This is a genomic window from Christiangramia gaetbulicola (genome assembly GCF_003054225.1).
GTDB classification, from domain to species: domain Bacteria; phylum Bacteroidota; class Bacteroidia; order Flavobacteriales; family Flavobacteriaceae; genus Christiangramia; species Christiangramia gaetbulicola.
Genome location: NZ_QBKQ01000003.1, coordinates 186,103 through 206,631 on the forward strand (window position 1 = coordinate 186,103; position 20,529 = coordinate 206,631).

General features: G+C 39.6%; 23 protein-coding genes and 2 tRNA genes. 12 read left to right on the plus strand and 13 right to left on the minus strand.

Annotated elements, in window-relative coordinates; all coding sequences use genetic code 11:
- Positions 1-59 precede the first annotated feature (59 nt).
- Entirely contained in the window at positions 60-1,142 is a 1,083-nt protein-coding gene (locus tag C8P64_RS12300) for a hypothetical protein (RefSeq protein ID WP_108172386.1), read from the minus strand.
- Positions 1,143-1,248: 106 nt separating this feature from the next.
- Between C8P64_RS12300 and proS the strand changes: the two genes are divergently transcribed.
- From proS to rpsT, 4 genes are all read left to right on the plus strand, one after another.
- A complete protein-coding gene (gene proS, locus C8P64_RS12305; protein ID WP_108172387.1) occupies positions 1,249-2,727 on the plus strand; it encodes a proline--tRNA ligase in 1,479 nt (492 codons plus the stop codon).
- 77 nt (positions 2,728-2,804) lie between these two features.
- A tRNA-Glu gene (locus C8P64_RS12310) sits at positions 2,805-2,876 on the plus strand.
- Between the two features lie 70 nt (positions 2,877-2,946).
- Positions 2,947-3,018, plus strand: a tRNA-Glu gene (locus C8P64_RS12315).
- Positions 3,019-3,048: 30 nt separating this feature from the next.
- Positions 3,049-3,297 (plus strand): 30S ribosomal protein S20, encoded by a 249-nt coding sequence (gene rpsT / locus C8P64_RS12320; RefSeq protein ID WP_108172388.1) that lies wholly within the window; start codon positions 3,049-3,051, stop codon positions 3,295-3,297.
- 69 nt (positions 3,298-3,366) lie between these two features.
- Here the strand turns inward: rpsT and C8P64_RS12325 are convergent, their stop codons facing one another.
- Both C8P64_RS12325 and pepE read right to left on the minus strand, forming a co-directional pair.
- Positions 3,367-4,281: a glutaminase gene (locus tag C8P64_RS12325; protein WP_108172389.1), complete on the minus strand. Its 915-nt coding sequence runs from the start codon at positions 4,279-4,281 to the stop codon at positions 3,367-3,369.
- Position 4,282: 1 nt separating this feature from the next.
- On the minus strand, positions 4,283-4,990 hold the full coding sequence (gene pepE / locus C8P64_RS12330) for a dipeptidase PepE (RefSeq protein WP_108172390.1): 708 nt from the start codon (positions 4,988-4,990) through the stop codon (positions 4,283-4,285).
- Positions 4,991-5,103: 113 nt separating this feature from the next.
- On the opposite strand from pepE, the gene C8P64_RS12335 reads away from it, so the two are divergent.
- The 7 genes from C8P64_RS12335 (at position 5,104) to C8P64_RS12365 (ending at position 11,464) form a co-directional block, all read left to right on the plus strand.
- Entirely contained in the window at positions 5,104-5,931 is an 828-nt protein-coding gene (locus C8P64_RS12335) for a carboxypeptidase-like regulatory domain-containing protein (RefSeq protein WP_108172391.1), read from the plus strand.
- The gene (locus tag C8P64_RS12340) at positions 5,912-6,688 is read left to right on the plus strand and encodes a carboxypeptidase-like regulatory domain-containing protein (RefSeq protein WP_108172392.1); all 777 of its coding nucleotides are present in this window, start codon (positions 5,912-5,914) and stop codon (positions 6,686-6,688) included. Before C8P64_RS12335 ends, C8P64_RS12340 begins: the two co-directional genes overlap by 20 nt.
- 21 nt (positions 6,689-6,709) lie before the next feature.
- A complete protein-coding gene (locus C8P64_RS12345) occupies positions 6,710-7,561 on the plus strand; it encodes a carboxypeptidase-like regulatory domain-containing protein (RefSeq protein ID WP_108172393.1) in 852 nt (283 codons plus the stop codon).
- A gap of 105 nt (positions 7,562-7,666) precedes the next feature.
- Entirely contained in the window at positions 7,667-8,167 is a 501-nt protein-coding gene (locus C8P64_RS12350) for a DUF6702 family protein (RefSeq protein WP_108172954.1), read from the plus strand.
- A 63-nt stretch (positions 8,168-8,230) separates the two neighbouring features.
- Entirely contained in the window at positions 8,231-10,528 is a 2,298-nt protein-coding gene (locus C8P64_RS12355; RefSeq protein WP_108172394.1) for a M1 family metallopeptidase, read from the plus strand.
- Positions 10,529-10,610: 82 nt separating this feature from the next.
- Positions 10,611-10,892, plus strand: coding sequence for a Sec-independent protein translocase subunit TatA/TatB (locus C8P64_RS12360; RefSeq protein WP_108172395.1), 282 nt, complete (start codon positions 10,611-10,613; stop codon positions 10,890-10,892).
- An 11-nt stretch (positions 10,893-10,903) separates the two neighbouring features.
- On the plus strand, positions 10,904-11,464 hold the full coding sequence (locus C8P64_RS12365) for a phosphatase PAP2 family protein (RefSeq protein WP_108172396.1): 561 nt from the start codon (positions 10,904-10,906) through the stop codon (positions 11,462-11,464).
- Here the strand turns inward: C8P64_RS12365 and C8P64_RS12370 are convergent.
- The gene (locus C8P64_RS12370) at positions 11,461-12,102 is read right to left on the minus strand and encodes an O-methyltransferase (RefSeq protein ID WP_108172397.1); all 642 of its coding nucleotides are present in this window, start codon (positions 12,100-12,102) and stop codon (positions 11,461-11,463) included. The genes C8P64_RS12365 and C8P64_RS12370 overlap by 4 nt on opposite strands.
- A 94-nt stretch (positions 12,103-12,196) precedes the next feature.
- Between C8P64_RS12370 and kynU the strand changes: the two genes are divergently transcribed.
- Positions 12,197-13,486, plus strand: coding sequence for a kynureninase (gene kynU / locus C8P64_RS12375; RefSeq protein ID WP_108172398.1), 1,290 nt, complete (start codon positions 12,197-12,199; stop codon positions 13,484-13,486).
- Between the two features lie 47 nt (positions 13,487-13,533).
- Here the strand turns inward: kynU and C8P64_RS12380 are convergent, their stop codons facing one another.
- The 9 genes from C8P64_RS12380 to C8P64_RS12420 all read right to left on the minus strand — a co-directional run bounded on the left by C8P64_RS12380 (position 13,534) and on the right by C8P64_RS12420 (position 20,499).
- Positions 13,534-14,208 (minus strand): hypothetical protein, encoded by a 675-nt coding sequence (locus tag C8P64_RS12380; protein ID WP_108172399.1) that lies wholly within the window; start codon positions 14,206-14,208, stop codon positions 13,534-13,536.
- 37 nt (positions 14,209-14,245) lie between these two features.
- On the minus strand, positions 14,246-15,004 hold the full coding sequence (locus tag C8P64_RS12385; RefSeq protein WP_108172400.1) for an SDR family oxidoreductase: 759 nt from the start codon (positions 15,002-15,004) through the stop codon (positions 14,246-14,248).
- A gap of 74 nt (positions 15,005-15,078) precedes the next feature.
- The gene (locus tag C8P64_RS12390) at positions 15,079-15,234 is read right to left on the minus strand and encodes a lmo0937 family membrane protein (protein ID WP_011710576.1); all 156 of its coding nucleotides are present in this window, start codon (positions 15,232-15,234) and stop codon (positions 15,079-15,081) included.
- Between the two features lie 146 nt (positions 15,235-15,380).
- Positions 15,381-16,928, minus strand: coding sequence for a cryptochrome/photolyase family protein (locus C8P64_RS12395; RefSeq protein WP_108172401.1), 1,548 nt, complete (start codon positions 16,926-16,928; stop codon positions 15,381-15,383).
- Entirely contained in the window at positions 16,913-18,199 is a 1,287-nt protein-coding gene (locus C8P64_RS12400) for a DASH family cryptochrome (protein WP_108172402.1), read from the minus strand. The genes C8P64_RS12395 and C8P64_RS12400 overlap by 16 nt, the downstream gene beginning before the upstream one ends.
- Complete coding sequence (locus tag C8P64_RS12405; protein WP_108172403.1) at positions 18,196-18,327, minus strand: DUF2256 domain-containing protein; 132 nt, start codon at positions 18,325-18,327, stop codon at positions 18,196-18,198. Before C8P64_RS12405 ends, C8P64_RS12400 begins: the two co-directional genes overlap by 4 nt.
- Entirely contained in the window at positions 18,327-18,977 is a 651-nt protein-coding gene (locus C8P64_RS12410; protein WP_108172404.1) for a flavin reductase family protein, read from the minus strand. Before C8P64_RS12410 ends, C8P64_RS12405 begins: the two co-directional genes overlap by 1 nt.
- A gap of 73 nt (positions 18,978-19,050) precedes the next feature.
- Positions 19,051-19,296 carry a hypothetical protein gene (locus C8P64_RS12415; protein ID WP_108172405.1) on the minus strand — a complete coding sequence of 82 codons (246 nt, stop codon included), beginning with the start codon at positions 19,294-19,296 and terminating at the stop codon, positions 19,051-19,053.
- 90 nt (positions 19,297-19,386) lie between these two features.
- Entirely contained in the window at positions 19,387-20,499 is a 1,113-nt protein-coding gene (locus C8P64_RS12420) for an alkene reductase (RefSeq protein ID WP_108172406.1), read from the minus strand.
- Positions 20,500-20,529: the final 30 nt, after the last annotated feature.

Genomic DNA, 20,529 nt, shown 5'->3' on the forward strand with positions numbered 1-20,529 from the left:
TTATAAAAAAACCTCACAGGATGGATTCCCGTAAGGTTTGATCTAAAATATCATTTTAATTATCGGTTACCGCCTCTGCCGCCACCTCTGGATGATCCTCCAGAACTTCTGCCGCCACCGCCGGAACCTCTACTTGAACTTCCTGAGCTTCTCATTGAGCCGGAACTTGACCTGGTCGAGCTGCTGCTTCTGGTTGAAGGTGAAGACCTGTAAGTTCTGCTGCTACTCTGGCTTGAGCGTGAATAAACAGGAGAACTACTGCTTCTACTGGTTCTGTAACTTCCTGAACCTTCAGCTCTCCTTGTACTTCTGGTATAGGTTCTGGAATTATCTGTAACTCCTCTTTGTACTCTAGAAGCACGAGAAGATGATTCTGAACTTCTTATGTTTCTAATACTTCTGGAGTAAGAACTTCTTCTGTCACTTACATCTCTGTAACTGGATTGTGAATTTCTTCTTCCTCGGTTATAAGCTATATTATCGTTATAATAGTGGTAATGGTTGTAGCGCCATGGGGAGTAAAATCCTCCGTAACCCCATCCGTATCCGTAAGGGTATCCAAAGCCAATGCCAAATCCAAAACCTCCATAGCCCCATCCGGCAGCCCATCCTGGTCCCCATCCGGCGCCCCAAGGGCCCCATCCAGGAAAGAAAGGATCCCAGAACGGATCATAAAATCCGCCCCAGCCTGGTCCCCAGCCATATCCATATCCCCATCTCCATGGAGAATAGAATCCGCCGAAGCCAGTATTGATTATATTAATTGAGTAGGTGTCCGGATCTTCTCCCCAGGGAGCGTTACCGCCTACATAAGCGACATCACCACCAACTTCAGAATAATTTTCATATCCATCATTAGAACTATAACTGTCTACGTCTGTAAAAACTTCATTATCCAGTACCTCTCCAACCATTTGAGATTGTTGGGCAAATAGGTTTTTATAATAGGTGCTATTATTGTTTGGCTTTACTTCATTCGCTTCTGGATCTTCCTGTTCCCAGATACCCGGTCTTGACTCTCCGTAAATGCCATCGGCCTCATATCCCGAATATTGGTAAGAACCACAGGATGCCAATGCGAAAAGAACCACCGGTACGAACAAGAGGTTCAGTTTATTTCGTAAGGTGTAGTAAAGTTTCATTGGTAATTGTTTTTATTGTTGGGCATCCTAAAAATGCCTAGTTTTGCCCGAACGGTTAGTATACACTAATGGTAAAAGTTACAAGTTTTATGCCAAATAACAAGAAATGGGTAAGAATTTAACGAAGCGAAGCGAAGACTATTCAAAATGGTATAATGAATTGGTTGTCAAGGCCGATTTAGCCGAAAATTCAGCAGTAAGAGGCTGTATGGTCATAAAGCCTTATGGTTATGCAATATGGGAAAAGATGCAGGCTGAATTGGATAGGATGTTTAAAGAGACAGGGCATCAAAATGCCTACTTTCCACTTTTTGTTCCGAAGCATTTATTTGAAGCTGAAGAGAAGAATGCCGAAGGCTTTGCCAAAGAATGTGCTGTGGTAACCCATTACAGATTAAAGAACGACCCAGATAAACCGGGAAAATTGATGGTAGACCCAGATGCTAAGCTGGAAGAAGAACTGGTGGTAAGACCAACTTCTGAAGCGATCATCTGGAATACTTATAAGAATTGGATACAGTCTTATAGAGACCTTCCTATAAAAGTAAACCAGTGGGCCAATGTGGTTCGTTGGGAGATGAGAACAAGATTATTCCTTAGAACTGCTGAATTTCTTTGGCAGGAAGGGCATACTGCTCATGCCACTAAAGAAGAAGCACTTCAGGAAACTGAATTGATGAATGATATCTATGCGGAATTTGCCGAGAACTTTATGGCAATTCCCGTGGTTAAAGGATCAAAGACCGAAAATGAGCGTTTTGCTGGCGCCCTTGAGACTTACTGTATTGAGGCTCTTATGCAGGATGGTAAAGCCTTACAGGCTGGAACCTCACATTTCCTTGGTCAGAACTTTGCCAAGGCGTTCGATGTGAAATTTGCCACTAAAGAAGGTGGGCTTGAATACGTTTGGGCTACTTCCTGGGGAGTTTCTACCAGGTTAATGGGAGCACTTATTATGACGCATAGTGACGATAATGGATTGGTATTGCCTCCAAACCTTGCGCCTATCCAGGTAGTGATCGTGCCTATCTATAGAAGTGAAGAGCAATTGGAGCAGATTTCTGAAGCAGCTAATAAGCTGGTAAAGGATCTTAGGGCTGTAGGAGTTTCGGTAAAGTTTGATGATAATGATAATCAGAAACCGGGATGGAAATTCGCGCAATATGAATTGCAGGGAGTGCCGGTAAGATTGGCGATAGGACCAAAAGATATTGAAAAAGGAACGGTTGAGCTTGCCAGAAGAGATACTCTTACTAAAGAATTTGTGAAAAATGAGGAAGTTGTAGAGAAGGTGAAAGCCTTAATGACCGAGATCCAGGAGAGCCTTTATACGAAGGCAAAAGATTACCGCGATTCGCATATTACTGAAGTTGACAACTTTGAGGATTTCAAAAAAGTTCTGAAAGAAAAAAGAGGCTTTATTTCTGCGCACTGGGATGGTACTCCAGAGACAGAAAATAAGATCAAGGACCTTACAAAAGCTACCATAAGGTGTATTCCTTTTGATAGAAAAGAAGAGGCGGGAGCGTGCGTTCTTACAGGAAAACCGTCAGAAGGAAGAGTGCTTTTCGCGAAGGCCTATTAAAAATTTTAAAAAAAATTGGAGAACATTTGCGGCATTCCAAAAAAGTTGTATTTTTGCATCCGCATTTGAAACAAAACGGTCCGTTCGTCTAGGGGTTAGGACGCCAGGTTTTCATCCTGGTAACAGGGGTTCGATTCCCCTACGGACTACGAAAAGAAACACTGAAAGAATTGTGTTTGTTTTTAGCAACAAATTGAGTTGCACTTTGAAATAATTTTTGGTCCGTTCGTCTAGGGGTTAGGACGCCAGGTTTTCATCCTGGTAACAGGGGTTCGATTCCCCTACGGACTACTTTTAAAAAACATTTAAATACTAATTGTAATGGCAAATCATAAGTCAGCGTTGAAGAGGATTCGTAGCAATGAGACTAAGCGTCTTAGAAATCGCTACCAGCATAAAACTACAAGAAACGCGATCAAGAAATTGCGTGAAGCCGATAAGAAAGAGGCTGAGGCTATGTTGCCTGCAGTGATTTCTATGGTAGATAAATTGGCTAAGAAAAATATCATTCACGATAATAAAGCTGCTAACCTAAAGTCAAATTTGACTAAGCACGTCGCAGCACTTTAATTTTAGCAGTGTTCAATTTATAAAGGAATGCTTTTCGATTTTCGGAAGGCATTTTTTTGTGCCCTAAAATTAAAATACGGAAACTCCGGTAAGAGTAGTGAAGCGCTCCAGCGCTTTCATGCCCAGTTCTGAATTTCCTTTTTCATTTAAAATAGGACTCCATACAGCTACCGAATAATTATCTGGATGTATGGCAACTATTCCTCCGCCCACACCACTTTTTCCCGGCAATCCTACCTGGAAACTAAATTCCCCCGCTTCATCGTAGAATCCGCAAGTCTGCATCAATGCATTGATCCTTTTTACAGTTTTCGGTTTTAGAATCTTTTCGTTGGTTTCTAACATCCTTCCTTTGTTCGCAAAGATCATAAAGGCTTTCGCGATGTCTTTACAGGACATGGATAAAGAACACTGGTAGAAGTAAAAATCAACGATAGGTTCCACATCGCATTTAATGTTTCCCAGGGCCTTGATATAATTTACGAGGGCAATATTTCTATATCCAGTTGCTTTTTCAGAAGCAGCTACTTTTTCATCATATTGGATATCTGGATCACCGGTAATTTTCCTTACGAAATCTAGTAACTCCTGTTTTGGGTCTTCTAATTGATCCACGAGTATATCTGATAGCACCAAAGCACCTGCATTGATGAAAGGATTCCTGGGAATACCACTTTCATATTCTAACTGGGTTAGACTATTGAAAGGATCTCCCGAAGGTTCTACATTTAAACGATCCCAAAGATCCTCACCCATTAATCGCATGGCCATGGCCAGCGTAAAAACCTTCGAGATACTTTGTATGGAAAAATTCTCTTCGCTATCCCCGAATGAAAAATGCTTTTGATCTCCGCAATAGACGTGCATACCGAATTTTCTTCGGTCTACCTTTGCGAGTTCAGGAATATAAGAGGCTACTTTGCCCGTTACATCCCTGTAGCTCATTTCATCATTAATAGTATCGAGGATACGCTGATAATCCATATTAGTTCAAATCTGTTAAATCTGTTTCTGTGTCTATTTCGAAAGGTAATTTATCCTTTTTGAAAACCCTTGCCTGCAGCTTTCCTTTTAACGTAACTTTATTATCCTTTAATTCCAGCCAGCTTCCTTCTCTAAGGCCAATCACTGGTTGAGAATTCAATCCATGAAATTCTTTGATCCTGGTTTCCCTGGTTTCCCCTTTATGTTCTGAATTTGGATCTGGATCCAGGTAGTGAGGATTAATATTAAATGGTACCAATCCTAGCGTTTGGAAGGAGGGTGGATAAATGATAGGCATATCGTTGGTGGTTTGCATACTCAGGCCACCAATATTGGTCCCGGCGCTGGTGCCCATATATGGAGTTCCATTTTTAACCACTTCCTTAATAGCGTTCATCACCTTGTTGCGGTATAATTCTGAAACGAGCAGAAAGGTGTTTCCGCCTCCCGTAAAAATTCCCTGGGCTTGTTTTACCGCGTCAACCGGATCCTTAAATTCATTGATGCCTTTTACCTTTATTCCAGCTTTTGAAAATGCTTCGGCCGCTTTTGCGGTGTATTCTTCGTGAGAGATTCCGCCTGGCCTGGCGTATGGAATGAATAATACTTCTTCCACATTTTTATATAATTCCGGAAGCTGAGGGATCAGGTATTCCAGGTATTCCTGATTGTGTAAAGTTGAAGTGCTGGCAAGTATCGCGTTGATCATGTTTTTTAGTGTAAATTTAGAGAATCACTGGCATTAACAAAAGTTTACAGGCTTCTAAAGGCGAAATTGAAATTTCCTGCGTTATAAGTTAATCGAATACTAACCAATTCGTCTTGATCTTAAAAAACTATTCAGGCCTCTGGCCTTTTTTTCTGCTGCTTTTTTTTGCGGAATATGATATGTACTCCCAGCAAACAACCTTGCTGGAGGGACAAATTGTATCTGACAGTATCTCAACATCAAATATTCACGTTGTTAATCTAAATCTCGAAAAAGGTACTACCAGCGATACTTCGGGGAAGTTCAGGATCTATTCCAGGTCTGGCGATACCTTGCTGTTTTCTTCGGTGCAGTTTGAGAAAAGAAAGGTGGTTGTTACCCAGGCCGATATTGATGCCCGTAGCTTAAGCGTAAAACTTTTTCCTTCGAGAAATGAACTGGACGAGGTAAGGATCTCAGATTTAAAACTTAGCGGTTACCTGGATTCAGACCTTCCCAGGATAAAATATTTCGACCGGCAGCAATACGGGATTCCATATCCTGAGAAAAGACCTAGTCAAACCGAAAGGAGGTTGTATACTGCGAATTCCAATATAACAAGTAGATGGCAATATATTGGGGTCTTACTGGGCGGAGTTCCTTTAGATGTAATAATGAACGACATTAATGGCAGAACTAAATACCTGAAAGCATTAGATAAACAGGATAAATTGCAGCTTAGGGTGCAGAATGAGATAGATGTGTTGGGTAAAGAATTCTTTAAAAATGAACTCGGTCTTCCCGAAAACGAAATTGAAAACTTCGTTTATTATTGCGCTGAATTTCCCGGTTTCGAGAAGCTTCTAAAAACCGCAAACAGGCTGGGTATTATTGAACATTATAAATCCCGGAGACAGGATTTTATCGATCTAAGACAAATAAATGATATCATTGAGAAATAGCATCAGTATTTATTTAGTGGCAATATTGATCTTCTTTTTATGTATTGATCAGGCAACAGCACAGCAGAGAGAAATTATTACCGGTAAAGTGATGGTAGACAGTACCCGGAATATTTCTGGGATACACGTGGTTAATTTAACCGGTGAAACAGGCACGACCACTAACGAGAAAGGAATTTTTAAAATGCTGGCGCAAGCAGGGGATACACTTTACTTTTCTTCTCTTCAGTTCGAGCATAAAAAAGTAGTGGTGGAAAATTCCAATTTAGAGGAGATGCTAATTGTTCCTTTAAGAGAGAAATATAATGAGCTGGATGAGGTGCAGATAGACGATATTAAGCTTTCCGGAGTGCTTATGAAAGACCTGGACAAGGTGCCTAAATCTATTTACGAGAAACTTGGGATCCCTTTTCCTAAGCCAAGACGAACTAGCCTTGAACTCGCAGTGCAATCTGCCAATAATGGAGGTCCTTTGTTAACGATTATAAATACCCTGAACGGAAAGATCAAACAGCTGGAAAAAGCAGAAGAAAATAATGAAAGATCTATTATGGTCAATAAAGGTCTTAACCTTGTAGGAAAATTTTTCTTTGTCTCACAGCTGAATATTGAAGAATCTGAAGTAATTAATTTTCTTTTCTATTGTGTGGATGATGATGAATACAACAGCCTGGTGAATGAAAAGAGAGTTTTACAGTTAATAGAATATTTTGAACTTAAAGTAGATTCTTTCAAAGCATGGCGTGAAATAGATTAAATTCCTTTTTTTTGTGAAATCATGAATAGCAGCAATAACAATATTTATAATTTGAAATATAAGTTCAATAAAAATAAAGGTCTACTGGGTTTGATCTTTTTCTTTTGCCTCGTGGGACTTTCAGCTCAGGCGCAGGAATCAGTTTTACTAAAAGGAAAGGTAGAGGCCAGTAATCCCGATATTGAGAAGATCCACATTATCAACCTGAATCTTGAAAAGGGAGCGGTTACGAATACAGAAGGTGAATTTGAGATCTTTGCTAATGAAAATGACAGTTTATATGTTTCTTCAGTGCAATTCTATAATACAACTGTTGTCGTCACCCGGGAAATGATAGAGAATAAAAGCCTGCTTATCCAACTTCAGGATAAGATGAACGAATTGGCAGAAGTAGTGATAGACGACATTAAGTTATCTGGTCATCTCGCTAATGATCTTTCCAAGATCTCGATCACCGATGTGGAAAAAAAGTATGAGCTTCAGAATAATCTGAATGATTTCATAAGGAAAGACAGGGAGATGAATCCATATGAGAAGACAATGGCTAATGGAGGAATAAGATTAGATAAGATCGCGGGTGCGGTCATCGATAAATTATCTGGCGATAAACAAAAACCTAAAACCTATACTCCCCGTGAACTGGCGAATAAAAGTATAGCGATCGTAGGTCACGAATTCTTTCGCGAAGACCTGGACCTGAATGAAAATGAGATCTGTAATTTTGTTTATTACTGCACCGAGGATGTTCGGTTTAAAAGGCTTGTAATAAATAATAATGCCTTCGTGCTTATAGAATATTTCCAGACCAGGATAGACGATTTCAGGGAACTAAGAGGAGCCGGATTAAATACCCCATTACAAATTCCAGGATAATTTTGAACTGATTTTAAACCTTTTAGTTTTTTAAAGGTCTAACTACTGCAGCCGAAAATGATCGGTTTTGGTTCAATATTTGCTCCAATAGTACCAAAAATGACTATGAAGAAGACTTTTGCTCTTTTGCTTATTCTTGTTTTAGCTAGTTCCTTTGCTAAAAAAGACCATGAAACTTATCTAAGTGTTACCGAAATAGAGTACAAGGAAGATAAGAATAGCCTTCAAATAATATCCAGAGTTTTTATAGATGATCTTGAGGATGTGCTTTCTAAAAGGTACCAGCAAGAGATCAGTCTTTCCTATAAAGAAGACCTTGAAAAGAATAAGGCCGTAATGGAGAGATACATCAATAAAAAACTCCACATCACTATCGATGGTAAAAAACAACCTCTCAAATTACTGGGAAGCAAATTTGATGCAGATCAAATAGTGATGTTCATCGAAGGAACCAATATTCAAAAATTTGATAAGATCACGGTTGAGAATCTAATTCTTACAGATCTATTTGATTCACAGAAGAATATCGTTCACGTAAAAAAGGGAGAAGAGATAGAAAGTATGTTGCTGGTTAAAGGCAACGGTAGTAAAACAATAAATTTTTAAAAAGTTCTCTTGGAGAGAATATTAAATAATTATTTTTAGCAACCTTAAATTAAAACAAAGTAAATGAAGAAATTAAACATGCTATGCTCCGTGTTTTTGATGTTCGTTTTCGCAGGTGTATCTGCACAGGAAACAGGACAGAAAGAAGCGCGGCAGGAAGGCCACACAAACCAAAACAAATTCAGGCAAATGTATCAGGAGATGGCCACTCCTAACCAATATAGAACAGCTTCTGGTGCACCAGGACCTGCATATTACCAGAACGAAGCCGATTATAAGATGGATATCGTTCTTGATGATAAAAATTCAGTGATCACCGGTGATGAGACGATCACTTATCATAATAATTCTCCACAGGACCTTGAATACCTTTGGGTTCAGTTAGATCAGAATATCCGTAAAAAGGACGCTCCTCAAAAAGATGGTGAAGGAATGGCTCCTGTAGCTACTCCCGGAAGATTTACCAGTACTTATATGGAAGAAGCTTTTGATGGCGGTTTCAATATCAAAGAAGTTTCTAAAGATGGTACTCCATTAAAATATACTATTAACCAGACCATGATGCGTATAGATATGCCGAAGGCTTTAAAAGCCGGAGAGAGCTATACTTTTAACATCAAATGGTCTTATAATGTGAATAACCACGTGACCAACCGTGCACGTTCTGGTTATGAATACTTCGAAAAAGATGGTAATAAAGCCTATGTGATCGCTCAGTTCTTTCCGAGAATGGCGGTATATAATGACGTAGAAGGATGGCAGAACTACCAGTTCTGGGGTAATGGTGAATTCGCTCTTCCGTTCGGAGATTACGAAGTGAATATCACTGTTCCTGCAGATTACGTTATGGAAGCAACAGGAGAACTTCAGAATAGAAAAGAGGTTTACTCTAAAGAAATGATGAAGCGTTACGAGCAGGCTAAAAAGAGTTACGATAAGCCTGTTATGATCGTTACCCAGGAAGAAGCTGAAAAAGCTGAAAAAGGTTTTTCAGATAAGACCAAGACCTGGACTTATAAGGCAGATATGGTTCGTGATTTCGCATTCTCTACTTCCAGAAAATTCATCCTGGATATGATGGCTGTAGATGTGATGGGGAAAGATGTAATGGCCGTTTCTGTTTATCCAAAAGAAGGTAATCCTCTTTGGGAACAGTGGTCTACAAGAGCTGTTGCTAGCACATTGAAGAGCTATTCAGATCATACTTTCCAGTATCCTTATCACAAGGCAGTTTCTGTACATGCTAAAAACCAGGGGATGGAATATCCTATGATCTGCTGGAACTATGGACGTCCAGATGAAGAAGGAAATTATAGCGACCGTACTAAATTCGGGATGATAAGTGTAATTATCCACGAAGTAGGTCACAACTTCTTCCCGATGATCGTTAACTCAGATGAGCGCCAGTGGGGATGGATGGACGAAGGTATCAATACTTTTGTTCAGTATATGGCAGAGCAGGAATTCGCAGCAGAGTATCCTGAAGCTATCGCGCCATTAGAAAAATATCCTTCAAGAAGAGGAGAGCCAAGTAAGATCGTTAGTTACATGAAAGGTAACCAGAACTATATTTCACCTATCATGTCTAACCCAGAGCAGGTTCACCAATTAGGTAACAATGCTTATGGAAAACCGGCAACTGCGTTAAATATTCTTCGTGAGACCATTATGGGACGTGAGCTTTTTGACTATGCTTTCAAAACTTATTCTCACAGATGGATGTTCAAACACCCAACACCAGAAGATTTCTTCAGAACTATGGAAGATGCTTCAAGTGTAGATCTTGACTGGTTCTGGAGAGGATGGTTCTATACTACAGATAATGTAGATATAGGGATCAAAGAAGTGAACAAATATTATGTTACAGATACTCCTACCAAAGCTGGAAAGGAAATGTTGCAGAGATATGGAACCACACCAGAAGAGACTAAAGCTCTATATGTGGTAACTGAAGAAGATGAAGAGTTTAATGAAGATATGAAGAACAAGTCTCTTTTAGAGAATTCTGAAACTCTTCAGGCTTACTTAATGGATAACTTCAGCGAGGAAGAGAGAAAAAATCTTAGAGCTCCTAAGTATTTCTACCAGGTGGTTTTTGAAAAGCCGGGTGGATTGGTAATGCCAATTATTGCCGAGCTTACCTATGCCGATGGTACTTCAGAAAAAGTTACTTATCCAGTACAGATCTGGAGAAAAAATGATGAAGTAGTAAGCAAAGTGATCCCAACAAATAAGGAGATCACCAAGATTACTCTGGATCCAGATCTTGAGACAGCAGATGTTGATGTGAACAATAATAACTGGCCAAAAGCTGAGACCAAGAACGAATTTGAAGAGTTCAAAGACGCTTCTCAGGAATAGAAATATTCCGAAATAATATTTAAGCCGACTTTAACGAGTCGGCTTTTTTTATGCTTAGATTTGTAATTATATTTGTCCTGCTATGCATACGTTACCTTTATTTATTAGTGGAGCTGAAATAGCCTTTATCATGTTCATTCTGGTAATGGTTTTTGGAGCCGATAAGATCCCTGATATTGCCAGGGGGATGGGAAAAGGCATGAAAGCAATTAGAAATGCCTCGAATGATATTAAAAGTGAGATCCAGAAAAGCGCTGAAAAACAGGGTATAGATACAGATTTCACTAAGGATGTAAGAGGAGAAATAGATAAGGTAAAAGAAGATATTGAAGAAATTACAGGTTCTGTAAGACGCAAACACTAATTGTTTGAATTATGTGGGAGCAGATTCAGCAATGGGACAGGGACTTGTTTATATACCTCAATAGCCTTGGTATTGAAAGATATGACGCCTTCTGGATCTTTGTGACCAACCCCCGGCACTGGATACCTCTTTACCTTTTATTCTTCCTGTTTTTTTTCCTGGCGTTCCATTGGAGAAAAGCATCTTTTTCTTCCCTATTTCTACTTGCTACCGTTTTTACTACCTGGGGTCTTACCAACCTGGTGAAGGGTATAGCTTTAAGGCTCAGGCCGAATAATACTCCGGAACTTTCAGATGTTATAAGGATCCTGCAGGAACCTACCAATTATAGTTTTTTCTCAGGACATTCTTCAACCTCTTTTGCCGCCACCACGTTTATTGTTCTGGTGATATCTCAAAAAACGCGATGGATCTACCTGGCCTATATCTGGCCAATAATTTTCGTGATGAGCCGTATTTATGTTGGAGTGCATTACCCGGGAGATATCATCGTAGGGATGATCGTGGGCATCATCATGGCCATAATATTCTATAAGCTTTATGACAAATCGGGCAGGCGCCTCTATTTCTAGATCACCCTGGTTAAAGTTAGCCCGTCTCTTATGGGTAAAATAACGGTTTCTACACGTGGATCTTCATTCAGCATTTTATTGTATTCTAATAGCGCCAAAGTAGATTCATCATCTTTTTTTACCTTCTGAACCACTTTTCCAGACCATAAAACATTATCAGATAAAATAATCCCGCCTGGCTTCATTTTATCGATGATTATTTCGAAATATTTAGGATAGTTCGGCTTATCTGCATCAATAAATACCAGGTCGAATTTGGCATCAATTTCAGGAATGATCTCGGTAGCATCTCCGAGATATTGTTTAATTTGATCTTTGTATTCGGACCTGTCGAAGTACTTTTTCTGAAAATCGAATAACTCTTCATTTACATCGATGGTATGCAACATTCCATTTTTAGCCAGGCCTTCAGCAAGGCATAGCGCCGAATAACCGGTATAAGTACCAATTTCCAGAATGCTTTCAGGCATTTTCATTTTCGACAGAAGACTCAGCACCCGTCCCTGATAATGACCGCTTAGCATTCTTGGCTGCATCACTTTTTGGTTGGTTTCACGGTTGAGGTCTGCAAGCAGCTTAGGTTCAGATTGTGAGTGCGCTACTATATAATCGTCTATGTCTTCAGGTAAAAAATGCATTTCTCGAATTTTGAGGCAAAATTAAAGATTTTATGCGGTGTTTCGGCCCTATGTCTTTTAAAACGAAATCGTATTTTTACCAAAAATTGAAAATATGCAGTTCGAGAATACCAGGGAATTTGCCAGACAACTAGATAAAGACGATAAACTTTCGAAATACAGGGAAGAATTCATCTTTCCGAAGGTGAATGGAAAAGAAGTGATCTATTTCGTGGGTAATTCTTTGGGGCTGCAACCAAAAAGCGCTCAGAAGTATGTTGATGAGGTGATGAAGGACTGGGCAGAACTGGCGGTGGAAGGTCATTTCTATGCAGATAAATCCTGGTGGGATTATCATGAACGATTTTCTGGAAAACTTGCTAAAGTAGTCGGTGCAAAACCTACCGAGGTTACCGTGATGAATACGCTTACCGTGAATCTTCACTTACTGATGGTTTCATTTTACAGGCCATCTGGAAAACGCTTTAAAATCATATGCGAGGAAAAGGCTTTTCCTAGTGATCAATATATGATCTCAAGCCAGGTAAGGTTCCACGGGTATGATCCTGAAGATGCGATCGTGGAGATCAAAAAGCGTGAAGGAGAGAATAATTTCAGGACAGAGGATGTGCTGGAAAAGATCAGGGAAGTAGGAGAGGAGTGTGCTCTAGTGCTTATTGGAGGCGTGAATTATTATACCGGACAGGTTTTCGACATGGAAACCATCACCAAAGCCGGCCATGAGGTTGGTGCTTTTGTAGGCTGGGATCTGGCGCATGCTGCCGGGAATATCGAACTGAAGTTAAGTGAATGGAATGTTGACTTTGCGGCCTGGTGTAGCTATAAATATATGAATTCTGGCCCTGGAAATGCTTCCGGATGCTTCATTAATGAGAAATACCATAATAAAAAAGATATACCGAGGTTTGAAGGCTGGTGGGGTCATAATAAAGAAAGAAGATTTTTGATGGAACCTGAGTTCCAGCCGGAACCTACGGCAGATGCCTGGCAAATTAGTAATGCCCCGATCCTGGCTATGGCGCCTTATTTAGCCTCACTGGAAATGTTTGATGAGGTGGGAATGCCTGCTCTTATTGAAAAAAGGAATAAGATCGTAGCTTACCTGGAATTCGTTCTGCACGAAATAGATAAGGAAGTAGACAGTACTTTCGAGATCATTACCCCGGCAGACCAGGAGCATAGAGGGACTCAGCTATCTGTATTTTTACACGGGGAAGGGAAGGAGCTGTTCCGATATCTGATGGATAAGGGAGTGATCACCGATTGGCGTGAACCAAATGTGATAAGACTCGCACCGGCACCATTTTACTGTTCCTACGAGGATATGTATGAATTCGGACAGATCCTTAAAAAAGGCATACTAAGCAAACAAAAAGTAAATTAAAAAAGGAGGCGAAAGCCTCCTTTTAAGTTTAATGATCTGTTGTTCTATTATTCTTTTACCGAAATATCGGTGAAATATAATTCGAAGGAACCATCGGCAGATTTATGCATCTTGGCGATCTTAACGCCTTCATAGTCTTCATAGTCTTCCCAAGTAGTTGCCATTTCTCTTCCTCCTCCTGAAGCTTTATAGACCCACTCCTGTATCATATAATCATCGTTGAAATAAATATCGTAACTGTCTCCCGGGGTATATCCACCTTCTGAAGGATAGCTCACGGTTAACATTTGCATTTCCTTGCCACTAATTGGAGCTTTTGCAGTTTTAGCTTCGCTAATATCGGCATCAGACCATTTTAACTGGTAAGGGAATAATAACCAGTAAGAATCGTTCACGAATCTCTGGTCTATATATTCTTTCTCTTTGGCCAGGCTATCTTTCTTGGTATAGCTCATGGTAGAATCTTTTTCGGTAAGGCTTATTTTGTCGCTTTCCAGATTCCATACCCATTGCCGCTCAGATCTAAGAGTATCGTTTACTTTGACATTAAAAGTAAATTTGATCTCGCTAATACTGTCAAACTCTTTAAGACCATTGGCCATGGCGATCTTTTCATGGATTTCCAGGTTAGGATTCTCTGTAGCAGACTCTTCTTCTTTCTTTTTGTCATTACAGGACATTACAAAAAAGCCAAGCGCAAGTAGAAATAGTAATTTTTTCATTTAGTTAGTTTTTTCTAAAGGTACTAAATATCTTAGTTTACAACGCATTAATGCTCATTCCGCCATCAGCAATAATATTCTGCCCGGTAATAAAGGATGATTTGTCCATTGCTAAAAATGAAATGATCGAAGATATTTCTTCAGCTTCGGCGACCCGGTTTAGGGGAGTTCGGCTTAAAATAGCATTCATTTTTTCCTCGTTATGAAGGAAGCCTTCGGTTAAAGGAGTTTTGGTGAACCAGGGCGATACAGAGTTGACCCTGATGCCTTCCTGCGCCCATTCCACAGCCAGACTTCTGGATTGCTGCAATAAACCAGATTTTGACATGGCATAAGGAGTTCCGGTTCCAACATCCTGTATGGCTGCCGAAGATGCAACATTAATGATAGAGGCATTTCCAGACTTCTTAAGATTGGAATAAAGCAACCTGCTTATTTCAAAAGGAGCGATAAGGTTGATCTCAAGTACTTTTCTGAATTCTTCTTCAGAATAATCATTGGCTTTTTTACGAATATTGATACCGGCATTATTCACCAGTACATCCAGTTTTCCCCAATGCTTATCGATCCAGTTCTTAATCTTTTCACGATCCTCTTTTTTGGCAGAATCGGCCTCGATACCATGGGCTTTAAATCCTTTTTCACTCAATTCCTTTTCAAAAGCCCTGATATCTTCCTCGCTTCTCGAGGTAAAAAGTACATCAGCTCCAAGCTGTAAAAATTCAACTACACTGGCGCGACCAATACCTTTTGTACCGCCGGTGATTAAAGCCTTCTTATTGTCAAGTTTCCACATAAAATGATTTTTCCGAATAAATTATAAATAAAAAACCCTCTGATCGCTCAAAGGGTTTGAAAAATTTCAAGTTTTTATAGTCGCCTTCCGGTAAGTAACTTATATAGAATAAGTATAACGGCTAGTACTATTAGAATGTGGATAATGCTTCCAAGGTCTGGGAAAGCAAAATATCCTACAAGCCATCCAATTACCAGTAAAACGATAATAAGCCAAATTAAATCTCTCATGTCAGGTTGATTTTAAGGCAGACTTAAAGTACATGCCTATGGTTAATATTAAAATTAGTTAGTTAAAATTTTGATTAATTCTGATACTAATTTAGATAATAGAGCAAGCTGCTCCTTTTCATTTAACCTTGATTTAACTTTGATTATTAAAAATCTGACGGGCTGCTAATGATCTTTTTAGCACGCTCCCTGATCTTTTTCATTTCTTCGGGATCCTTCTTATCTAGAAGGCTTATCATCATATTCATCCGCTGATTGTCTTTGAATTCATCACGTTTTGCGTCTAAAAAATTCCAGTAAAGACTGTTAAATGGACAGGCGTCTTCTTCGGTTTTTTTGCTCACTTTATAATGGCAATCCTTGCAATAATTGCTCATTCTGTTAATATAACTGCCACTGGAAACATAGGGTTTGGTAGCTACAATGCCGCCATCTGCAAACTGGCTCATTCCTCTGGTATTGGTGATCTCTACCCATTGTATGGCATCTATATATATTCCCAGGTACCACTGGTCTACCTCGTCTGGATGAGTTTGGGTTAGAAGAGCATAATTACCAGTGACCATTAACCTTTGAATATGGTGAGCATAGGCATTTTCGAGACTATTCTTAATAGAGTGGTGGAGGCAATTCATCTTTGTGTCTGCATTCCAGTAGAAACCGGGTAATTCGTTTTGATTTCGAAGTTTATTCGTCCTGCGGTAACCCGGCATTTCTTTCCAATAGATGCCACGCATGTATTCTCTCCATCCCAGGATCTGCCTTACAAATCCTTCTACTTGTGAAATATCTATGGCATCCTTGTTTTGGTAATAATGATCTATTACACTTTCAATCACCTCTTTTGGGTGCAACATTTTGGTGTTCATGCTGAAAGAAAGGCGGGAATGGAATAAATATTCCTGTTCTGTATGCAGGGCATCCTGGTAATCCCCGAAATGTACCAATAAGTTTTTGCAGAAATAATTAAGGACTGAAAGGGAATCTTCCCTCGAAGTAGGCCAGTTGAAGTTTGATTCCTGTACCTCTCCAATCGTCTTTATTCCTGCTTTTTCTATCTCGGCCAGGATATCTGAAACATCTTTTCTAAAGCCTCTTTCGTGAGGAATTTTCGGTTCACCTTTCCATTTCTTGCGGTTGGACTTATCAAAATTCCATTTTCCTCCCTCGGGATCCTTGTCTGTCGCCATCAGGATATTGTGCTTCTTCCGCATATACCGGTAGAAGTATTCCATGGTAAGCTGCTTTTTGCCCTCATAGAATTTTTCCAGTTCAGTTCTATTGGTAAAAAAATGCTCAGAGTCGAAACTTTCAGTATCAATATCCAGGTTATTGCATAACTCCTTCAGCTGTTCGTCTAACCTGTATTCATCGGGTAGCTGGTATTCAAATTTTTCAAAATCGTTTTCCGAAATCAGTTTCTGTATATTCTTATCCAGGGCTTGCTGGTTGTCTTCATCATTTATCCTGAGGTATATAAGCTTATGATCTCTTTCTCTGAGGTATTCTGAGAAATTCCTCATCGCACTGAAAAACCCTATTACTTTCTGGATATGGTGGGTTACATAATCTGTTTCCTGTCTCATTTCCATCATTACATAAGTAATGTGGTCTTCGCTGCTGTTATACCAGCTATGTTTATGGTTTAACTGGTCGCCCAGGATTAGTCTTAAGGTTTTTAATTGTTCAGCCATAAATTCTGATATTCCTGATCTGGATCATAGCGATCTGCCTGACCCTCGATATTAAATTTTCTATCCCTGGGATCATTTCCAACCCCGCTGTTATACATCCAGTTTCCCCAATTGCTGTGAACGTCGTAATCTATGAGCAGACTTTCAAAATAGGCCGCGCCTATGCGCCAATCCTGCTTAAGTTCTTTTGCCCAGAAACTATTCACATTCTGCCTGCCACGATTGCTCATAAAACCGGTGGCGGCGATCTCTTTCATATTGGCGTTCACAAAATCATATTTGGTATTTCCTTCGATCCATTGGTTAAGTGTATGTTCATTCTTACTCCATTCCAGATCCTTCTCTAGGATGCCACCAATTTTGAAGATCTTATTACCATGTTTAAGTGAGACATATTTAAAAAAGTCCCGCCATATTAGTTCGAATATAAGCCAGTAGGTGCTTTGGTTACTCTTAACCTCTTTTTCGAATCTTTTTACCTCGTGGTAGACCTGTTTGGGAGAAATACTGCCATTGGCTAGCCAGGCTGATAGTTTTGAACTATAATCGGTGCCTACAAGGCCGTTTCTTGTTTCTTTATATTCTGCCAGGTTTTCGGTTTCCCAGAAATACTTTTTGATCCTTTTCATGGCCTGGTCTTCACCACCTTTGAATGGGAATGCCGATCTAGGATCTTCTTCAAAATCATCCAGACCCAGATCCTGCAGTGTCGGAATGCTGGTATTATTGGAAATATCTGATTGTGCAAATACTTCCGAAGTTTCTATAAGATACCTAACCTTGGATTTTTTCTCACAGGCTTTTCTAAAGGCAGTATACACTTTTGGAATGTCTTGAAATGAGTCGAAAGGGATGTCTTCTGGATGAAAAAGAAATTGCTGGTAATAGGATACGAGATCAACATCTTCTGAGGTTTTTATCACAGCATTTTCAACGTTTTTTTCTTCCTGTGTCCATTCCTTCTGAAAATATACTGTCTCAATATGGTTTTCCTTTATCAAATCAGGAATGATGTTCTCAGGTTTTTCCTGGTAGACAAGAAGCGGAATATTTAAGGAGGTGAGATTCTTCTGAAGTTCTGTTATGGTTTCGATCAAAAACCTGGCTCTGAATTTCCCGGTTTTAATAAATCCAAACCTGTCTTTTTCGTAATGTCTTGGATCGAAGCAATAAATTCCAATTACTCTATCGTGCTTTTGAGAAGCTGTATTCAGTGCTTCGTGATCTTTAGTTCTAAGATCGTTTCTATACCATACAAGGCCAGTGCTCATTTTTTATTTCTTCGACATCTTTCACTGCAATATTTTACATTATCCCAGTCTTTCTGCCATTTTTTTCTCCATTTAAAAGGTCTGCCACATACAGGACAGATCTTTTCCGGAAGGTTTTCTTTCTTCATTAATTTTTTTCCTTGCTAAAAAAGGATTTTACTTCCTGGTTTGGCCTGGCGTAATGGAACCTATCCAAAAGGCTGGGAAGAGAATATCCGTCCAGACCATTTATGGCTACCGTGCCGGCATCATCCAGGCGTAACCAGCCATCTGGCATTTGAATGCCTTCATCAAAATAAATATGTTCAATAGCAGCCACTACCAGTAGCGTGTCATTTTCTTTAATGTGATATTCATTCAGGTATTTACAGCCTAATTTTACTTCAGACTGTTTTACATATGGGGCATGGAAATCATCCAGGTATTCCTCATTGAGTCCTGTTTTATAAAATTCAGAAATATCCTCATCATATTTTGCGGCAGTATGATGGGCCTGTTCGATCATTTTTTCATGGATATGATTCACGGTGAAATAGGAAGTTTCCCTGATATTTTTATAGGTATTGCGGGATACATTTAGTGGCCTGGTAACAAATCCCAGCATGGCAGGATCACTGCCCATATGAGTGATAGAACTGAAAACGGCCACATTAGGGTTGCCGCTTTTGGATTTTGTGGCGATAAGGTTAGCAGATTTATACCCGGTGCAGCTGTTTATTAAATTTAAACGGAAGATCTTTTCCATCTTCTCGATCTCACTTGCTTCAATATGTTTCATAAAAAAAGGCCAGTTTTTATACTGACCTCAATTTATAGAATGCTTTTTTAAAAGCTGTTAATGTATTTTTAAATTAAGCCTGATTCTCCATTTTATTGATGGCCATTTCGTACTCTTCCATTGCTTCCCTAATCGCATCAATATTATCTGAAGCTTTCTGGTGGGCATCTTCCATGACCTTTTCCAGATTTTTATCGGGATGTTGAAATAAGTCGGTGATCACATGATTGATTTTATCAATGATACTGCTTTGAGTATTCTTAATATCTTCCAGTCTGTTCAAAGTAGACCTCATGTGGTCGAGTTTCTCCTGATCCATAATTTATATGTTTTTGTTCTTACTAATTTACTTTAACATTTAGAGGGTCCAAAAACTCTTAACAGCTTTTAAAACAGCTTTATAATAATATTATGAAACTTTTTCTTCCTCATAAGCCGGATAGTCGGTATACCCTTCCTTCCCGGTGGTATAGAACGTATCTTCATCATATTCAGCTATAGGCCATTTATTCTTGAATCGCTCCGGAAGGTCTGGATTAGAAATAAATAATTTCGCGTAAGCAACCAGGTCTGCATCTCCATCCTCGATCACCTTATTTCCAGATTCGCGGTCGAAGCCATTATTGATCATTAAAGTGCCTTTATAGATCTTGCGGTAGTGCTTGGCTATATCTGTTACCAGGTAGGGTACATCGCTCACATCTGTGAATGGTTCTGAAAGGTGGACATAAGCCAGATCATACGCATTCAGTTTTTCGATTATATGGTCGAAGGTTTCAATGCTTTCTTCGGTAGCTACTATTCCGAAGGATTTATGAAGGGAAGGATTGAACCTGCAACCTATCTGGTTTTCCGGCCATACTTCGGTGATCGCATCTAACACGTCAAAGAAGAAGCGGGCTCTGTTCTGTATGCTTCCGCCATAATCATCGGTTCTTTGATTTGCATTTTTATTGAAGAACTGGTGGAATAGGTAACCATTAGAAGAATGTATCTCTACTCCATCAAATCCCGCACCTTTAGCCATTTGAGCGGCATGCTTGAATTCCTGGATGGTTTCATGGATCTCCTGGATACTCATTTCCTTTGGTTCTGTAGTTTGTTCAAAACATTCCGGGGTGTATACTTTTGAATTAGGATTTACCGCACTTGGAGCTAAGGGTTTGTTCCCATTATGAAATTTTGGATGTGAAATTCTACCTACATGCCATAACTGGATAAAGATCTTTCCATCTTTTTCATGAACGGCATCTACAACTTTCTTCCAGCCTTCAACCTGTTCCTGGGTGTGAATTCCCGGGGTATTTACATAACCAACAGCTCTTTCTGAAACCTGTGCGCCTTCGGTGATTATTAATCCCGCTCCGGCACGCTGCGTGTAATATTCTACATGCATGTCTGTAGGTTTGTTCTCATCATTATCGGCTCTACTTCTCGTCATTGGAGCCATGATAACTCTATTTTTAAGGGTGATATTCCCAAGTTTATAGGGTTCTAACAGGGCTTGCTTTTCTGTACTCATATATTATTTTTCTTTAAAATTACCGGATAA